The 18,419-nt window shown below is 57.7% G+C and carries 10 protein-coding genes; 4 read left to right on the forward strand and 6 right to left on the reverse strand.

The window, feature by feature from the left end; all coding sequences use genetic code 11:
• Nucleotides 1-28 precede the first annotated feature (28 nt).
• From tkt to RGU70_RS07540, 3 genes are all read left to right on the forward strand, one after another.
• Entirely contained in the window at nucleotides 29-2,026 is a 1,998-nt protein-coding gene (tkt, locus tag RGU70_RS07530; RefSeq protein ID WP_322208774.1) for a transketolase, read from the forward strand.
• A gap of 112 nt (nucleotides 2,027-2,138) precedes the next feature.
• On the forward strand, nucleotides 2,139-3,152 hold the full coding sequence (gene gap / locus RGU70_RS07535; protein WP_322208775.1) for a type I glyceraldehyde-3-phosphate dehydrogenase: 1,014 nt from the start codon (nucleotides 2,139-2,141) through the stop codon (nucleotides 3,150-3,152).
• A gap of 173 nt (nucleotides 3,153-3,325) precedes the next feature.
• A complete protein-coding gene (locus tag RGU70_RS07540; protein WP_322208776.1) occupies nucleotides 3,326-3,997 on the forward strand; it encodes a hypothetical protein in 672 nt (223 codons plus the stop codon).
• A gap of 268 nt (nucleotides 3,998-4,265) precedes the next feature.
• On the opposite strand, the gene RGU70_RS07545 is transcribed toward RGU70_RS07540, so the two are convergent.
• The 6 genes from RGU70_RS07545 to glnE all read right to left on the reverse strand — a co-directional run bounded on the left by RGU70_RS07545 (nucleotide 4,266) and on the right by glnE (nucleotide 13,948).
• The gene (locus tag RGU70_RS07545; protein ID WP_322208777.1) at nucleotides 4,266-4,574 is read right to left on the reverse strand and encodes a hypothetical protein; all 309 of its coding nucleotides are present in this window, start codon (nucleotides 4,572-4,574) and stop codon (nucleotides 4,266-4,268) included.
• Nucleotides 4,575-4,645: 71 nt separating this feature from the next.
• On the reverse strand, nucleotides 4,646-4,906 hold the full coding sequence (locus tag RGU70_RS07550; protein WP_322208778.1) for a PAAR domain-containing protein: 261 nt from the start codon (nucleotides 4,904-4,906) through the stop codon (nucleotides 4,646-4,648).
• 2 nt (nucleotides 4,907-4,908) lie between these two features.
• Complete coding sequence (locus RGU70_RS07555; RefSeq protein WP_322208779.1) at nucleotides 4,909-6,411, reverse strand: type VI lipase adapter Tla3 domain-containing protein; 1,503 nt, start codon at nucleotides 6,409-6,411, stop codon at nucleotides 4,909-4,911.
• Between the two features lie 16 nt (nucleotides 6,412-6,427).
• Nucleotides 6,428-8,299 carry an effector protein Tle3 domain-containing protein gene (locus RGU70_RS07560; RefSeq protein ID WP_322208780.1) on the reverse strand — a complete coding sequence of 624 codons (1,872 nt, stop codon included), beginning with the start codon at nucleotides 8,297-8,299 and terminating at the stop codon, nucleotides 6,428-6,430.
• Nucleotides 8,296-10,968, reverse strand: a complete 2,673-nt coding sequence (locus tag RGU70_RS07565) for a type VI secretion system Vgr family protein (RefSeq protein ID WP_322208781.1) — start codon at nucleotides 10,966-10,968, stop codon at nucleotides 8,296-8,298. Before RGU70_RS07565 ends, RGU70_RS07560 begins: the two co-directional genes overlap by 4 nt.
• Before the next feature lie 244 nt (nucleotides 10,969-11,212).
• Nucleotides 11,213-13,948 carry a bifunctional [glutamate--ammonia ligase]-adenylyl-L-tyrosine phosphorylase/[glutamate--ammonia-ligase] adenylyltransferase gene (gene glnE, locus RGU70_RS07570; RefSeq protein ID WP_322208782.1) on the reverse strand — a complete coding sequence of 912 codons (2,736 nt, stop codon included), beginning with the start codon at nucleotides 13,946-13,948 and terminating at the stop codon, nucleotides 11,213-11,215.
• A 223-nt stretch (nucleotides 13,949-14,171) separates the two neighbouring features.
• Here glnE and RGU70_RS07575 point away from each other — a divergent pair, with 223 nt between their 5' ends.
• Nucleotides 14,172-18,413, forward strand: coding sequence for a YhdP family protein (locus tag RGU70_RS07575; RefSeq protein WP_322208783.1), 4,242 nt, complete (start codon nucleotides 14,172-14,174; stop codon nucleotides 18,411-18,413).
• The last annotated feature ends 6 nt before the right edge of the window (nucleotides 18,414-18,419 follow it).

Below are 18,419 nucleotides of genomic sequence, written 5' to 3' on the forward strand. Positions count from 1 at the left end.
TTTTTCTACCGCCCTCTTTGACATCGACATGACTTCCACTCTCCCGACCGACAAAATGGCCAACGCGATCCGCGTGCTGGCAATGGACGCAGTACAACAAGCGAATTCGGGACATCCCGGCATGCCGATGGGCATGGCAGATATTGCTGTGGCGCTCTGGGCCAAGCACTACCGCCACAATCCGGGCAATCCGGGCTGGGTCAATCGCGATCGTTTCCTGCTCTCCAATGGACACGGTTCCATGCTGCACTACGCGCTGCTGCATCTGACCGGTTACGACCTGACGATGGACGATTTGCGCCAGTTCCGCCAGTTGCATTCCAAAACCGCTGGTCACCCGGAAGTGCATGTCACGCCCGGCGTGGAAACCACCACCGGCCCGCTCGGACAGGGACTTGCCAATGCGGTCGGCATGGCGCTGGCAGAAAAACTGCTGGCCGCCGAATTCAATCGCCCTGAACTGGCCGTGGTCGATCATTTCACTTATGCCTTCGTGGGCGACGGTTGCCTGATGGAAGGCATTTCGCACGAAGCCTGCTCGCTGGCCGGGACCTTGCGTTTGTCCAAACTGATCGTGCTGTACGACGACAATGGCATTTCCATCGATGGCCGCGTTGAAGGCTGGTTCCTCGACAATACGCCACAGCGTTTCGCTGCCTATGGCTGGAATGTGATTGCCGGCGTGGACGGTCACAATACGGAAGCGGTCAACGCGGCAATTCATCAGGCCAAACTGGCCGACAAGCCGACCCTGATCTGCTGCAAGACCGTCATCGGCAAGGGCTCGCCAAATCTGCAAGGCACTGACAAGGTGCATGGCGCTGCTTTGGGCGACAAAGAAATCGCCGCGGTACGCGCTGCGCTTGGCTGGACGGCTGCGCCGTTTGAAATCCCGGCAGATATTTACGAAGCATGGGACGCCAAGGAGCAAGGCCAGCGTCTGGAAAATGACTGGAATGCGCTGTTTGCCACGTATCGCGCTGAATTTCCCGTCGAGGCCGCCGAGTTGCTGCGTCGCTTGAAAGGCGAGTTGCCGGCCGGTTTCGATCAGACGGTAGCGGCGTATCTCGCCAGCTGCGTCGAGAAAAAAGAAAACATCGCCACCCGCAAAGCCAGCCAGAACGCCATTGAGGCCTATGCGCAGGCCTTGCCGGAATTTCTGGGCGGTTCCGCCGACCTGACCGGTTCCAATCTGACGAACTGGAAAGAATCGGTCGCCGTGCGCGCCGATCAGTGGGGCAATCACATCAATTACGGTGTGCGCGAATTCGGCATGAGCGCGATCATGAACGGCGTTGCGCTGCATGGCGGCTACATTCCTTTCGGCGCCACTTTCCTGACCTTCTCCGATTACAGCCGCAATGCCTTGCGCATGGCAGCGTTGATGAAGCTGCGTTCGCTGTTCGTGTTTACCCATGATTCCATCGGTCTGGGCGAAGACGGTCCGACGCATCAATCGGTCGAACAGGTATCGAGCCTGCGTCTGATTCCACATCTGGACAACTGGCGTCCGTGCGACACCGTCGAATCCGCGATTGCCTGGGAGCAGGCAGTCAAGCGCAATGATGGTCCTAGCACGCTGATTTTCTCGCGCCAGAACCTGCCTTATCAGGAACGTAGCCCGGAGCAGATCGACGCTATCCGACGCGGCGGTTATGTGCTGCAAGACGCCAAGGACGCCCGTGTGATCCTGATTGCCACCGGTTCCGAAGTCGAACTGGCCGTCGCTGCTGCTGCCGCGCTGACCAAGGAAGGCATTGCCGTGCGTGTGGTGTCGATGCCTTGTACCGATGCCTTCGACCGTGAAGACGCCGCCTACAAAGCCAGCGTCTTGCTGTACGGCGTGCCGCGGGTGGCGATCGAAGCCGGGGTCACTTCCTTCTGGTACAAATATGTCGGACTGGAAGGCGACGTGGTGGGCATCGACAGCTTCGGCGAGTCGGCTCCGGCCAGCGTCCTGTTCAAGCACTTCGGTTTCACCGTGGAAAATGTGGTGTCCAAGGCCAAAATGGTACTGGCGCAGTAAAGCCGGAACAGGCCATCCTGCCCGCAAATCGGGCCGTACGCGACTCGCCTGAGCGGGCAGGATGGGCGAAAATGCATTCGTTACTTATTTTTAATCATCCCCTGGAGAAAATATGACAATTCGCGTCGCCATCAATGGCTATGGCCGTATCGGCCGCAACATCCTGCGTGCTCACTACGAAGGCGGTAAAAAGCACGACATTCAGATCGTGGCGATCAACGATCTCGGCGATCCTAAGACCAATGCCCATCTGACCCAGTACGATACCGCGCACGGCAAGTTTCCCGGCACGGTCACGGTCGATGGCGATTTCATTGTCGTCAACGGCGATCGCATCAAGGTGCTGGCGCAACGCAATCCAGCCGAATTGCCATGGGGCGAGCTGGGTGTGGATGTGGTGCTGGAATGCACCGGCTTCTTCACCACCAAGGAAAAGGCCAGCGCGCATATCAAGGGCGGCGCTAAAAAAGTGATCATTTCCGCACCGGGCGGCAAGGATGTTGATGCGACGGTCGTGTTTGGCGTCAATCACAAGGTATTGAAAGCGTCGGATGTGGTCATTTCCAATGCGTCCTGCACCACTAACTGCCTGGCACCGCTGGTTCAGCCTCTGAATGACAAAATCGGCGTGGTCAATGGTTTGATGACCACCATCCATTCCTATACCAACGATCAGGTTCTGACCGACGTGTATCACGAAGATCTGCGCCGGGCGCGTTCGGCCACGCAATCGATGATTCCCGCCAAGACCGGTGCGGCAGCCGCTGTTGGTCTGGTGCTGCCGGAACTGAACGGCAAGCTCGATGGCTTCGCTATCCGCGTTCCGACCATCAATGTATCGCTGGTCGATCTGTCGTTTATCGCCGCGCGTGATACGACGGTGGAAGAAGTCAATGCGATCATGAAAGAGGCTTCCGAAAGCGGCGCACTGAAAGACATCCTGACCTACAACACCGAACTGCTGGTGTCGGTCGATTTCAATCACAATCCTGCCTCGTCCAACTTTGACTCGACGCTGACCAAAGTCTCCGGTCGTCTGGTGAAAGTCTCTTCCTGGTACGACAATGAATGGGGTTTCTCCAACCGCATGCTGGATACGACCGTGGCTCTGGTTGCCGCTAAGTAAGTATGTAAATAAGTGCGCAAACAAGTAACACGGCAGTAGATAAAAACAAGTAAAGTAGCAATGAACACACCCGGCACTGCCGGGTGTGTTGCATCCGGGCTGTAACACAGCAAGCAGCGTGCTCCAGGCAGCCGCCGGAGCAATCGGTTACACCATCGTTGAGCGAGGATTACATGTCACAAATTTCATCTGGCCTGCGCCGCAGTTTGTCGGCTGCGGCATTACTGACGTGCGTGTTGAGCCTGAGCGCTTGCGATTTCATCAATAATTTCAACAAACCCAAAATGACGCCCGAACAGGAGCGTGCCGAAGGCATTGCGCTGGGCGCTGGTTGTCGGCATTCGGGGCAAACGCTGGAAGATTGCTATCAGCGCAATCCTGACTCGACCAAGGCGGGTATCTTCGCCGGCTGGAAGGAAATGCACGAATACATGGCGTCCAAAAATATTCAGACCGTGTTTGCCGTTGTCCCTCCGCCGAAGATGGAGGAAGGCGATAAGCCTGCCGACAAGGACGCTGCGGCCAAAGATGACAAGAGCAAGGACGATAAATCGAAAAACGACCGCTCTTCCAAAGACAGCAAGGACGACAAACCCAAGACTGGCGGTTACGTCAGGGACAGCGCTTCTGTCAGCAAGGACAAGGAAGATAAACCAAAAACTGGCGGCTACGTCAGGGACAGTGCTGCTTTCAGCAAGAGCGACAAATCGGGTAGTGAAGACCGCAGCCGGGCGCGCGAGGCCAGCAATGAAAAAGCGGTCGATGACAGCCAGTCGAAAAAAAGCGACAGACTCAGCCGTACGGCGAAAAACAGTGATGTCGCAGATGCCGACAAGAAACCGTAAGCAAAGACCCTACGCGACGTAATTTCAGGCGTTTCAGGAGGAGGGTGTTTGTCGTACTCCACTAGACCTGGCTCCTTCCTTTGAATCTGTCCCGCGTATTACATTGCCTCAGTATTTTCCGGTCGGTCAGATTTTTGGCGTGATGAGTCTGATTTTCAAGAAATCTGTACTTGGAAGTCATTTCGAATGTCAACGCTGTCAGCGGTAAAGCAATTTTTCAAAATCTGAATTGCCCCAGGTCGACGCATCAGAATTCGACTCTCCAAAATCAGTCCCTTCCCTTATCTTTTTTCTTCGCCTGAGTTGTTGGCAACAACTTGCGAGAGCTATGTTTTTTTGGCCAGAAGTAGAGCGCGATAAAAATCACGACCATCACACAGGCGAACGCCGACCCTACCAGGATGGGCTGAAAATATGGATGCTCGACGATCCTTTCCTGGAGGGTGAGGTTCATCACCGGCAATGCCGGAACGCCAGCAGGGCCGACGTGGGGGACATTTTCAGCGCCTAGCGGCACATTCAACAAACCGTCGAGGTCATCGTCCGGCACGTCAGTAGTTTTTGCGATGCGTGTCATGGGAAATTAAATAAAAAATAAAAAGAAGGTCAATCTGGCAATAGGGTGTGGCGTATTGTCCTTCCCTTTGATCAGACAGAAACCTTGGTCCTGGCAGTCGCGATGACGGCGCTGCCGCATTGGGTACGGCAGCCATCCAGCGCAAAGGGAATGCCATCTTCCATAAACGGGCCGCCGCCTTCCACAATCTGATTGTCGCCGTGCCGTGGACAACTGACCCAGTCGCCAATCCGCGCAGCGCGTTTGCCGTCGACAGGAAAATTTCCACTGACTTGCGTCACTTTGCCGCCATGGGTGGTGGCGTCGCCTTCACAACAAATGGAATGACTCATGATCAGTACCTGTTCTCGATTTTGACTGGATACATTTTTTCTCTCGGCCAGAAGGGACGGTCGATGTCCGCATCTTTTTTGACTTGCTCCGCGCTGGGTGGCGTGACGAGAATGAATGTCGCGCCATCATTGCGGCGCAGGTTGGCGATTAAAGTCGCCCCGCCCGATTGCATGGCTGCCATGCTGGCTAACGCGACCGCAACGAAGGGGCTGCCCGCGCCGGTATCGCCCAGAATTTGCGCCAGATCGAAGGATTTTTTGCGGTCGAATAAATCGAATTCTTCATCGATGTTGTGCACGCTTTGCACGAAGGGCAGATAGCGCGTGTAGCTGGTGCGGTCTTCCCAGACGCTGCCGTAATCATAAAAGATACGGGCGGGCATTTTGCCGCCGAGCGGAGCCAGCGCGGCGCGCAAGGCGGCTTCGGTGCGGCTTTGTCGTTCTGCGGCTTTGACCGGTTTGCGATGTTCGTCCAGATAGGAAATCACCTGTGGCCGGTGCAAGGTGCCGCGGTTTTCCAGATGGTCGAACTGGTCGATCTGAAACTCCGTCCACGGTGTCGCAATGTAGGGGGTAGGAACAAAGGGCTGCGGCGGTGGGCGTTTCCAACCGGCAAATTCGGACCAGTTGCGGGCGGGAGTATCGCCTTTGCTGAAAATTTTTAACACCATCGTGTCTTTGACCAGCGGCGCAAAAGAGCGCAGCCAGTCGATGCGGCCGCGCCGGACCAGGGTGAGGAAAGTCATGCTGTCGCTGTAGATACGAGACTGCTTGGGGTGGTAGGCGGGATCTATCATTTTTTCAAATGTGGGTTTATCGGTGTAATACCAATGCGCCACTCGCTCAATCATCCCGTCTTTGGAGGCGATACCCATTGCGGGCAAGTCGCCGTAGTGGTCGAAGGTCTTAAATACCGTATTGAACAATTTATCGGGATTGTCGTGCAGATAGGAATTGATGACCTGCCCGCTTTGAAACAACAGACCGGCGAATTCGCCACGCTCTTTATAGTGGGCGTCGTCTTTCGTCACAACAAAGCTATCCGCATTGGCTTCCCGTACGGTTTCGCTGCCTTTTGCATCATGGGCCTCTGGATCCCAAGGCCCCACTACTGAAATAGGGAGGGGATAACGATCCATGAATTCGCGCATCGCGGCTTCCACGGTGTCTTCTCTGCGTTTCGCGCCCATCATTTGTAAGGCACGGAAATCTTTAGGGTATTGCAAAGGATCCTGCGAAATGATGTAGCGGCCGTTGCTTTGCTCAACAGCGTTCCACAGATTATTGTCCGGGTAATACGGATGGTTACGCCACGTTTCCAGGCTGACGCCGACGCCGACGATTTCCAGGGAATCAATCAAAGGAGCCTTCTCTGCGGCAGGTTTTTTCATGGTAGTTCTAGTATTTTCAGAGGGTAAAGGGGATTGGGCATGTGCGAACGTCATCAGCGCCATGCCTGCCAGAATGGCGCAGCTTTTGCGCCGGAACGGGAGGTGTTTTTTCATATCGCGTTATGCATTGCTAACGGTGGGGAAGCTGGACTGGCGGCCGCTTCCTCTCAGGCCGCCTTTCGTCGTAAGCACCTAAATCCTGATCCCGTAGACGCGGTTTCGGTTTGGCTATGGTGTCCGAATCGATATACGGAGCCAGGCTTTCTACCGTGCAATCCATCGTGAATTGCGGCAGCGTGCCGGGATGTTTGCCATTGATGCAGTAGTAATCGTAATTGCCTTTAATAATGGCGCGCTCTGCGGGATCAATTTGGCTGGCATCTTTCAATAATGTGACCAATTCCGGTGGCGGTGGTGGGTAAGAAGGGTCCTTCTTTTTATTTCTTGCATTGTCCTTGCCAAACCAATTCGTCCGCCAATCCGCCACCGCCCGCAAGAAATCAATCCAGGTCAGGTCACCGTCTTTCATGATGTCGCTCAGGCCCAGACATAAGTCGTAGGCCGTGGCTTTTTCTGAATGCATAGGGTTGCTGACGATGCTGGAGTGATAGGAGTTTTTCTCGCTTTCGCGCATCCAGCGTACCTGTGCTTGTTCTGGCGTTTCACCGGGGAGCATGCCTTCTTTCCCCTCTCCGCTGTAAGGGCTGGTAGTGGCAATGGCGGCGTCGATGGGGGTGAGCGTTAAGCTTGACGGGCCCATTTCCGGGAAGAAGGGTTCCGGTAGTTCTTCGCCGTTAATGGTGCGAATATTCGGTTGATTCCGTTGAGAGGGCGGACTTCCCACTGGAACGGCATTGACCTGGCGCTCCTTCCGGGAGGCAAAAGCGCGCTGATAAAAACGTCCTCCGAGTCGTTCGAGTAAGTCGTTATAGACGCCGCGGGCGCCTATGCCCTGGATTGCCCACATGCTGACGGTCTCATCGTCCGGACTGAAATAGAGATAAACCTTGCCACGGTTGTCGCGCTCTTTGTTGAGGTTGTGCTCCCATTTCGGCCCGGTAATGCCGCCTTTGATCTTTTTTAGATTGGCGAAGGGAGGCGTGTTGGCGGGATTGGTCGTGATGTAGTGAATCAGCGCGCGCAAGGTTTCTTCGCGCCCGGTCGGGGTTTGCTGCCGACTGCCGATCATGACTTCTTCCAGGAGGGTGTCGACATCGCTGTAGGGTGGGTTGTTCATGATCAAGGTGTCAGCTTTAACCTCCTTGCCTTCTTTGGCCAGTATGGCGTGCGCCAGTAGACTTACCAGACAGCCCTGACTGTGGGCGACGATGTTGATCGGTTCGTGGGGTGATTTTTTACGGATGATGCGGATCAGACTTGCCAGTCTTTGCGCCGCCAACACCATGTAATTGCGCGGCGGGGCGCTGCATAGGTTGTGCGTCGGGTCTTTGGGGTCAACCAGCTTAATTTTAATGTTGCGCTTAAACCCGGGTCCGAACATGTCGGGAAGGGTGGTGGTGGCGTTGGCGAACGGGCCGCCGTTTTTGGCGTAGCGTTTGTCGAGGCGGTTGCCATAACGATCAATCTGCTGACCATGTTTAGCTTTGTTACTGGACTCCGTGGTCACTTCCCGAAACCCCCAGTAAAACGGAATCACCGGCGAATTGACGCTGTCAGCTGCTCGTGCGAAACACACCTTGTCGGGGTCGGGGTGTATGTCTTTCGGACGGAAGGTTTCGCCCTTTTTTAAAACGGGTGGCAAGGTGTAATTTGCCGGCTGCATGTCGTCGCCGCGAAACATCCGTTGGTTGAGGCCCTTGCAGATACCTTGCTCCTGAAACGGATAGGCTTCGCCGACATCATTGACACCGTGGACCAGAATGACGATACCAGCCGTCGGCCGCGTCAAAGGGACGTAGGCTCTGCCGCCGCCCGGCAGTAGCCATTGCATTTCGTAGCCTTTGACCACGAGGTTGACGCGTTTTTTCTCGGGAGTGCTCATGGGGTGTCCTTCCAGAATGCAATGTTGGCGTGGTGTATGGTGTCTTTTTGCGCCAGTTCAGTACTCCCTTCTGTGCCGGTATCACCTTGTAATAGCGTGCCGTCATTTGCGTCGAGCCGATACTGGTGGTCTTGCGCTACGTCACTTTTGTCGCCGCTGAAGTGCGGAGTAAACAGGCGTTGCGCATCGCTGACCGGGAAGGTCGGCATTGCCACCTCCGACCCCACGGCCTTAATAATCTGCGGCGCATTGCTTTGTAAAATCAGCGATTTGGCATCGATGGTGATTTCCTCCGGTGTCATGCGCAGGAAGCTGCTGCCGACTTGCAGCATCAGGTATTGACCCGCTTTGACGGTGATGCCGTCTTGCACGGAGGTAATCGTGAGGCTCTTGTCGGCAATCAGCTCCATGCTGTTGTGCTGCGCCTGCACGGTGACTTTGCCCTTGCCCGCAATCTGGCGCAGATCGCCTTCGACTGCGAGCTGTTCGATATCGCCACGGGCGGTGTGCAGGATGTGGCCCATGGCGTAGTGCTGCTGGTTGTTGCCGGCAACGGTGTCGATGTTGTGACCGGCGTAGTGGGTTTGGTCTTTGGGCGTGGCGCTGGCGAGGCCGGCGGCGGCACTGAGGGCGATGACCGCTTGTCCGGCGGCAGCGGTGCTGGTGGAGCTGGTTTCCGGGCCGCTGCCCTTGCCGAGCGCATCGACGGCCGCGCTCAGGTGCTGCTGCGGGGCGGTGTCACGGTGACTGCCGTGATGGGTGACGGCGGCACTGCCGAGTCCTCTGGCAATTTCGAGCGCTTGTTCCAGGCAATGCACCAGTTCGTCGCGACTGAGCGTGCCGCCGACCGCTTGGGCGCGACCGTCCGTCGTGAGCAGTAAACCCTTGCCGGCACGCAGTGCGCCAGAGCCTTCGGTTTCCAGCGCATAGCCTTCTCCGCGCGCGTCCTTTCTTCCGTAGTTGTCCTCGATGCGGGTAATAAATCCCAGCGAAAGCTGACTATGCTGATGATCGCTTTTGAGCTGCGCCTGAATTTGCTCGAGCGTGTCGTCGAGAATAAGGTGGTTGCTGCGCCCACTCCCGAAGTTGCTTTTGCCGGGAATCAGTTCGCGACTGCGCAGGCCCATTAACGCTTTCTCGCTCGGTAAATTCCAGGGCGGCGGGTTGCAGCCGTTATGCACGCTGCCGAGAATGAGCGGATGGTCCGGGTTGCCATCGAGCCAGGTGACGACGACTTCCTGCCCGGGTCGCGGCAGCGTGTGCAGGCCGTGCATGTTGCCGGCCCACGGTGTGGCCATGCGCACCCAGGCCGAGCTGAGCGAGGTTTTCTTGCCCAGCAAGTCCCAGTGAAATTGCACGCGCAGACGGCCGTATTTGTCGGTGGCGATTTCGCCTTGCTCGTAGCCGACCACCAGTGCGGTCTGCGTGCCGTGGATGCGGGTGTCGTTGCTGCTGTAGCCGGGGCCGGGTCGCCAGACGATGCTTTTGCGGATGCAGTTGAGCGTGTTGCGGTAGTCGGCCGGTTCGTTTTCTTGCAGGTAGTTATTGGTGACGGTGTGACGCACGTCGATGATGAGGAAGCGTTGTTTTTCTTCGCGGACATCAAAGCCCAGCAGATCGCGCAGGCGCGGATGTTTGCGCATCTGGAACCAGCGGCCGGGTGAGACGTAGCGGTTGTTGCCGGCCATCGGGTGCTGTTTGGCCTGCGCGTCGGTTTCATCCATGCGGTAACGCGCCTGCGTTTCGCCGTAACCGTTTTGACTATGCTCGCGGCTGTAGGCACCGACGTAGTCGTGGCTTTCTATTTGGGGGACGTTGTTGCCTTGCGCATTGGGGCTCGTGGCCCAGGCTTGATGGCTGGGCAGATGCGCGGTTTTGAAATTGTAGGCGGTGGTGGTGCGGCTGCCGGGAGAGATGATGCGCCCGGGGCGCCAGGTGTGGATGGCCTCGTGCTGTTCGGCGTCGTTGTCTTCGCTGTGGAAGCGGATGTCGGGGGTGCCACCATCGATGGGATTGGCTTCCTGCGCGGTGTTGTGACACAGCATGAGCTGGTGGCCGCGCTCGGTGTGTTCGTAGCGATAACTGAGACCTAACGCTTCCCAACGGCGATGCAGATAATTGGCATCGGTTTCGTTGAACTGACAGCCCATGTGCATGAGCTTGAGGTAAGCGTGGCCGCTCGGGAACGCATAGCGATAGTCGCAGCGGATGGAGGGGTAGTGACGGAAAATTTCCATCGCCTGATCGTTGAGGGTCTGGTGACAAAACACGGCGTTGTTCTTGCGCTGGCGCAGGAAGGCCATCCAGGGTTTGAGCACCATGCGGTAAAAGACGACGTTGCCTTCGCAGCGCTCGAGGCCGAATTCAAAGACGTAGCCGTTGAAGTAACGCAGGCTGCCGTCTTTGCGTTTCAGCGAGAGCGTGACCAGCTTGCCTAGCACGTCGGTTAAAGGAATGCGCGGATCGTCGGACAGCACTTCGACGGTGTAGGTGAAATCGCGGGAAAGGCCTTCGTCGGCATCGAGGCGATTGGGGATGAACAGAGCGTCGCGCTGGTAGCGTTCGGGGCCGCTCTGGGGGCCGTTGTTATCGGGGAAATCGAGGGTGAGGATGCGTTTGTGCTGGCGGTTGTAGATCCAGCGTTCGAGGTCTTTGATGGGGGGCAGCATGCGGTGGATTCTGTGAAAGAAGAATCCTCGCTAGTGTAGGCATCGCCTGAAAAGGGTCAATCGGGGGTGGGGTGACTGGTCTGATAAAGGGTTTTTATATTTTTGGCGTTTATATTTTTGAGTGCAGGGGGAATTGTGGGTCTAAGGACGTTCGCGTAAAAAAATGGTGAGGGTCGCATGTTGGAACTTCTGATTAAGCAACTGGGCTGCGCAGCAGCTTAATCAGTGTGTTCTTAATGCTTTTTCAAACCGGTGTTTCCGCAAACGTGTGTCGCCACAGCTGCTGTACGGCGAGACTTTGCCGCTCTACTTGAGTCGGGGCAACCGAGGCTTTTTCTTCTCCCTGCAGACGCAGCTGATGCTGCAATTTACGATAGTCGCGATAGGCATTGGCGGCAGCTTCTGCCAGCGAGGCATCGGTCAGGCAGAGCGAGGCGCAGAGTTTGAGCAGGGCGATATTGCCGATATCGGCGGTCAACTGCGGGTAAGCATCGGCATGCGCCAATACCAAAAATTGCACGATGAATTCGATGTCGATCATGCCGCCGGCGGCATGCTTGAGGTCGAATTTCGCCGGGCGTTCCGGGTTGGCAGCGCGCATCCGGTCGCGCATCAGCACGACGTCATGCTTGAGCGCGAGGATGTCACGCGGCTGGCGCAGTACCGCTTCGCGCAGCGCTTCAAAGCGCGTGCCAAGAGCGGCGTCGCCGGCGCACCAGCGGGCGCGGGTCAGCGCCTGATGTTCCCACGGCCAGGCCGACTGGCGCTGATATCGTTCGTAGGTGGCGAAGGACGAAACCAGCAAACCGCTGGCACCGTCCGGACGCAGTGCGATATCGATATCGAACAGGATGCCGGCCGGGGTATAGGCCGTCATCCAGGTAATGAATCGCTGCGCCAGCCGGGCGTATAGTCCGGGCGCTTCAGGATCGTCGTCCTCATACAGAAACACCACATCCAGATCCGAGACATAGCCCAGTTCTTTGCTGCCCAGCTTGCCGTAAGCGATGACGGTAAAGCTGGGACTTTCCTTGTGACGCTGCGCAATGGTTTGCCAGACGGCGTTCAAGGTGATTTGCACTAAGGTGTCGGCCAGCGCGGACAGGTGGTCGGCCAGCCGTTCCACGCTGAGTTCTCCTTCCAGATCCTGCGCCAGCAGCCGGAATTGCTGGGCATGGTGCATTTCGCGCAGGATATCCATCTGCCGTTCGATATCACCGGCGGTGCTGGCCAGTTGCTGTTCGCAATCGGCAGCGAAGGCGGGCCAGTTGGGTGCGGCGTTGAGGGCGGCGTCGTCCAGCAATTCGTCGAGCAGAAGCGGATGCTTGGTCAGATAGGTCGCGGCCCAGCCGCTGGCGGCGATCATGCGGATGAGCCGGTCCAGCGCGCGCGGATATTCCGTCAGCAGCGCCAGGTAGGCAGCGCGGCGGGCGATGTTGTCGAGGAAGTCGAGCAGCCGTCCCAGCGTGGTCAGTTGGCCCTCCGGCTGCTTGCTGATGATTTTCAGCGCATCGATGATCAGGGCGACCAGGCGATCCCGACTGACTTCGGGCAGCGTTTGCATGCGCGCAGAGCCCCAGGTCAGCAGCAAACGCTGCGCGGCGGCCTCGGCATCCTGAAATTGCAGGGTGTGCAGGTGAGCCTTGATGTCGGTCAGGCTGTTCTCGCCATTGAGCGCGCTCAAGGCGGCGGCGACACCGGCGGCCTGGATATCGTCCGGCGTTTCGCTGTGCTTGTCGCTGAAAATGGCGTCGAACTGGGCGGCGACCTGCTGCCGGTGTTGGTCCAGCGTCTTGAGCAGCGACGCTGTGTCGGGATAGCCCATCATCTGTGCGATCAGCAGACAATCGGCGTCGTTGTTGGGCAGAGTGTGCGTCTGGGCGTCTTCCAGGTATTGCAGCCGATGTTCCAGATTGCGCAGGAAGGTGTAAGAACACAGCAGTTGCTCGACTACCTCAGCTGCCAGCAAGCCTCTGAGCGACAGCGTGGCCAGCGTGGCGCGGGTGGAGCGGTCGCGCAGATCGGCTTCGCGACCGCCGCGTATCAGTTGGAATACCTGACTCAGAAATTCGATTTCGCGAATGCCGCCGCGACCCAGCTTGACGTTGTTGCTGCGGTCGGGGTGCAGGGTTTCCTGGCGGTTGACCTCGGCGCGGATCTGCGCGTGCATCGAGCGCAAGGCGTCGATGCTGCCGTAATCGAGGTAGCGACGGAAAATGAAGGGGTGGCTGATCGCTTCCAGCGCGGCGATATCTTCGGCGGCACCGGTCACTGCCCGCGCCTTGGTCCAGGCGTAGCGTTCCCATTCGCGCCCCTGACGGATCAGATATTGCTCGACCATGTTCAGGCTGGACACCAGCGGTCCCGAGGCCCCGTTCGGCCGCAGCGCCATATCGACGCGGAAGGTAAATCCTTCTTCGGTGATTTCAGACAGGGCGGCAATCAGCTTTTTGCCGAGACGGATAAAAAATTCGTGGTTGGACAGGCTGCGCTGATCGGCTTCGGTAGTGTGGGTATCGCCATCTTCGGGGTAGACGAAAATCAGGTCGATGTCGGAGGACACGTTGAGTTCGCCGCCGCCCAGCTTGCCCATGCCCAGCACGATCATTTCCTGCGCACGGCCCGACTCATCGCCCACCGGTACGCCGTGCAGGGCGATCATTTCCTGCATCAGGGCATCCAGATGGGTAGTGATGGCGAAATCGCCGAAGGCGGTCATGGTGGCGACGACTTCCGCCAGATCGGCGCGTCCCGACAGATCGCGCGCTATGAGCGTGGTGACCACCAGATTGCGCAGCCGACGCATGGCGGCCGGTAAAGTCAGGCCGGCGTCGGTTTCGCGTTGTAATAGCCGGATGAAATCACTCACGCTCAGTGGCGCCTGTGCGCAATCGGCAATCATTGCCGGGCGGCACGGGTCGGCCTGACTCCAGCGGACGAAGAAACGGGAGGCGGAGCTGTCCACCAGCGCCGGCTTCATCAGCGATTCCCGTAGACGAACGGGAGGGCGACGCCCGGAATTGATCCCTTGGGGCGCGTACTGCGTCGAGCGCTACATATCAGTGCGATAATGAGAGGCGATTGCTGGACGGGTCGGGAATGTTTCAGAGTCTGATGCATGGAAGAGGCGTTTCATTGGGGGCAATGCCTGACATCATGCCACCCGCTGCTATTTTTGATGATTGTTTTTTTAGATTTTGCCGATGCCCGCACCCGATTCCGATGAGCGTAACCCCGACCACCCGAAAGGGTGGCGCTGCGCCATCAAATGCACCATCAGCCGGGCCATCAAGACAAGCAGTGCCGTGCTGTGCCGCTGCGCACACCATCCCTGGTGCTGGCTGAAGCTGGCGCTGCGGCTCGCCTTGCGGGTAACGCTGGTCGCTTATTTTGTCTTTTGCGCCTTGTTCCTGGTGCTGCGCTATGCGGTGTTGCCGCATATCGATTATTACCAGCCGGCCATCGAGAAACTCGCCGGAAGGGCGGTTGGCCGCCCACTCACAATCGGCGTATTGGATGCTTCCTGGAGTGGCTTGCAGCCGCATCTGGTCTTGCGTGATGTGGCCATTCATGGGCCGGATGGCGCCGTCGCACTGAGTTTGCCGCAAGTGTCGGCTACCTTGTCCTGGAGTTCGGTATTGCTGGGGGAGGTGCGCTTCGACCAATTGACGATCGATGCGCCCGATCTGAGCATACGCCGCGCTGCCGATGGGCAACTGTGGATTGCCGGCGTGCCGCTCAACCGTGGTGGCAACGGCGCGGGCATGGACTGGATGCTGACGCAACATGAAATTCTGATCCGCAACGGACGCGTGCGCTGGCAGGATGACTTGCGCGGCGCGCCCGAACTGGCGCTGGACCAGGTCAATCTGGTATTGCGCAATGGCTGGCTAAGACACCAATTCTCCCTGCGGGCGACACCGCCGTCGACGCTGGCAGCGCCGCTGGATGTGCGCGCCGATTTTTTCCATCTCCCGTTTGCGCGAAAAATTTCCGACCCTCTGCGCTGGAAGGGCGAACTGTATGCCGATCTGCGCCAGACCGATCTGAGCGCATGGAAACCCTGGTTCGATTATCCCTTTGCGCTCGACAGCGGAAGCGGTTCGGTACGGGCCTGGCTGAAGCTCGATAGCGGCAAAGTCGAGAACCTGACGGCGGATGTCAATCTGGGCAAGTTGTCGGCGCAACTGCGTCCCAGCCTTCAGCCTTTGCATGTGGCGCAGGTCAGCGGCCGCATTACCGCGCAAGAATACGGAACCGGCGCTTTGGCCTCGGTGACGGATAAGGGCGTGCTGGCGTTTGGTGAGGGTGGCCACACCATTGCCGTGAGCAATTTTTCTTTGCAAATGGAAGATGGCTTGCGCCTCGCGCCCACCACTATTAGCGAAACGTATATCCCCGCCGCCAGACAACGCCCTGAACAATTCACCATTGTCGCCAAACGCCTTGATCTGGACACCCTGGCAAACCTTGCTGGCCGTTTGCCGATAGCGCCGGCGCAACGTCGTTTGCTGACCGATCTGTCTCCCAAGGGACAGCTGCGTGATTTTTCCGCCCAATGGCGCGGTGCTTATCCCGATATCGTGTCCTACCGCTTGCAGGGTGATTTTACGGGCTTGAGCCTGCACAGCCAGCCGGCCCGTCAGGCATCGGTTAACGGCAAGTTGTCGCTGACGGGGCGGGCGGCGACGCCGGCCATGCCTGGTTTCGATAATCTGAGCGGCCATATCGATACCAATGAACGGGGTGGCTCGCTGATGCTCGATTCCCGGAAATTGTCCTTGCAGTTACCGATGTTGCAGGTCGCTACACTGCCGCTCGATAGTCTGGCGCTGCATGCGCGCTGGAATTTGCGCAAGGACCAGAAACTGCAGGTGCAAATCGATGACATGAAGTTCGCCCAGGCGGCGTTTGCCGGAAGTCTGAGCGGTTCGCATTTGTTGCCTTTAGATGGCAGTGGTGCTGGCGTGATGGACATGAAGGCGCATCTCGACCGTTTCGACATCAAACAGATACCGTCGTATTTGCCATTGAACATGCCACCCCTGACGCAGAGCTGGTTGAAGGGCGCCTTCCATGCCGGCAATGCGCAGGATGTGAATCTGGTGTTGCAGGGCGATCTGGCGCACTTTCCGTTTCAGCCGTCCGCCTCTGGCAAGCCGTCAGATGGTCACTTTAGTGTGGCCGGTAAATTCGATGGCCTGACCATGGAGTACGAGCCGGGGCGATTTGGCAAAGATGGCATTTCACCGATCTGGCCACTGTTGGAAAATGTCAGTGGCAATTTTGCGATCGACCGGACACGCTTGACGGTGCATGGCGATACCGGCAGCACTTACGGGGCGGCGCTTTCAGACATACGGGTGGCCATTCCCAATTTGCTGGAAGACGTCACCCTCGACATCAGTGGTAACGCCAGCGGCCCTGCGAAAGACATGCTGCGGTATGTCAATGACAGCCCCGTGGCGCAATGGATTGAACATTTTACCGAGGACACACAAGCCAGCGGCAACAGCAAATTAGCCCTGAAACTGCATGTTCCTCTGGAGGATGTGAATCGCGCCAAGGTGGTTGGCGAGGTGCTTTTCTCAAATAACGACGTAATGCTGCAAAAAGACTTGCCGATGGTGTTCAAGGCACGTGGCGCGCTCAATTTCAATGAAAAAGGCTTCAGCCTGAATGCCATCAAAGGCGTGTTTCTGGGCGAGCCGGTAGCGCTGTCCGGCGGCACTCAGTCTGACGGGACTACAGCGGTCAAAGTGGTCGGCGGGGCGAATGCCGAAGGCTTGCGCAAAGCTTATCCTGACGCCGCCATGCAGCGCTTGCTGGCGCGCGTGAGCGGCGCGACGCGCTTTACGGCAACGGTAGGATTGCGGCAACACCTGCTGGAGGTGGCCGTCGATTCCAACTTGCAGGGCCTGGCCTTCGACTTGCCTGCGCCCTTGCGTAAGCCTGCGGCAGAAGCGCTGCCCTTACACGTTCAGCTTAACCAGTTGGCAAGCACGGATGCTCTCTTGCAGCATGATGATCTCCGGCTGACGCTGGGGAATGTCGTCAATGCCCGGTTTCAAAGACAAAAGCCGCTGGATCGGCATGCCGAGTGGGCGGTACAGACAGGGTCCATAGGGATTAACCGGTCGGCTTCCTTGCCCGCCAGTGGCGTACTGCTTTCCGTTGCCACGCCGCTGCTGAATCTGGATGAGTGGAGTGCGTTCCGCACGGCCATGGACGGGCAGGATGAAACACCGACCCAAGCCGGTGCCGCTGTCAATAATGCGCTGGTCCAATATCTGGAGCCAAACGCCATTGCGGTGCGCGCCGATGCCGTAGTGGTCATGGGCAAGCGGCTTAACAAGATGGAGCTGGATGCGACGCGTCGTGGCAGCTCCTGGGGACTTAACCTGCATTCGGATCAGGCAACAGGCAAGGCGACCTGGACGCCTTCGGCTGATGGTCGGGGCGCAGGAAAAATCAGCGCGCAACTGGTGCGATTGAGTATCCCGCGGGCAGTGCCGGGGGCGGTAGCGGAGACGCCAGAGCACTCCTCTGAATCTTCGTCAACAATAACGACGCAAATTCCGGCGCTCGATATTGTTGCCGAAGACTTTGAACTGTTCGGTAAATCGCTGGGCCGACTGCAATTAGTCGCCAGCAATGCGCCCGTTGGTGGCGGCAGCGAATGGGCTATTGATAAGCTTATGCTCAAAAATGAGGATGCCCTGCTCAATGCAACCGGTAGCTGGGTCGTGGGTGAAAAACAGAGCAAAACACATTTGACGTATGCACTGGACGTTCACAATGCCGGCAAGCTGCTCGACCGTTTTGGTTTTGATCGGGTGGTTGGTGGCGGTAGCGGTAAGATGGATGGCGTGGCCAACTGGAACGGCGCGCCTTACGCGCTGGATGTGCCGTCGCTGTCGGGGCAGGTGCAACTGGAGATGGCCAGCGGACAATTCTTGAAAGTCGATTCAGGCGCTGCCAAATTGTTAGGGGTATTGAATTTGCAGGCCTTGCCGCGCCGGCTGCTGCTCGATTTCCGTGATGTGTTTTCGCAAGGATTCGCCTTCGATAAGCTGGCGGGTTCGGCTTCGATTGCATCCGGCGTTGCCAGTACCGACAATCTGAAGATGACCGGTGTCGCGGCGACGGTACTGATGAAAGGGACGGCGGATATCGTCAAGGAAACGCAAAAGGTGCGCGTGGTGGTGATTCCTGAGTTCAATCTCGGGACGGCATCCGTGGTGGCGACGGTATTCAATCCTGTCATTGGCGTCGGCAGCATGCTGGCGCAATTATTTTTCCGCAATCCCCTGATGCGTTCGCTGACCTACGAATATGAGGTGAGCGGTTCCTGGAGCGATCCGCTGGTCACCAAGCTTGATCATGTCGACGCCGGAGCAGTCCCGCCGCCAGCGACTGGTTTCAAGGCGCTGCTGGCGCCATAAGCAGCC

The organism is Herbaspirillum sp. RTI4 (genome assembly GCF_034313965.1).
Lineage (GTDB): Bacteria > Pseudomonadota > Gammaproteobacteria > Burkholderiales > Burkholderiaceae_D > Herbaspirillum.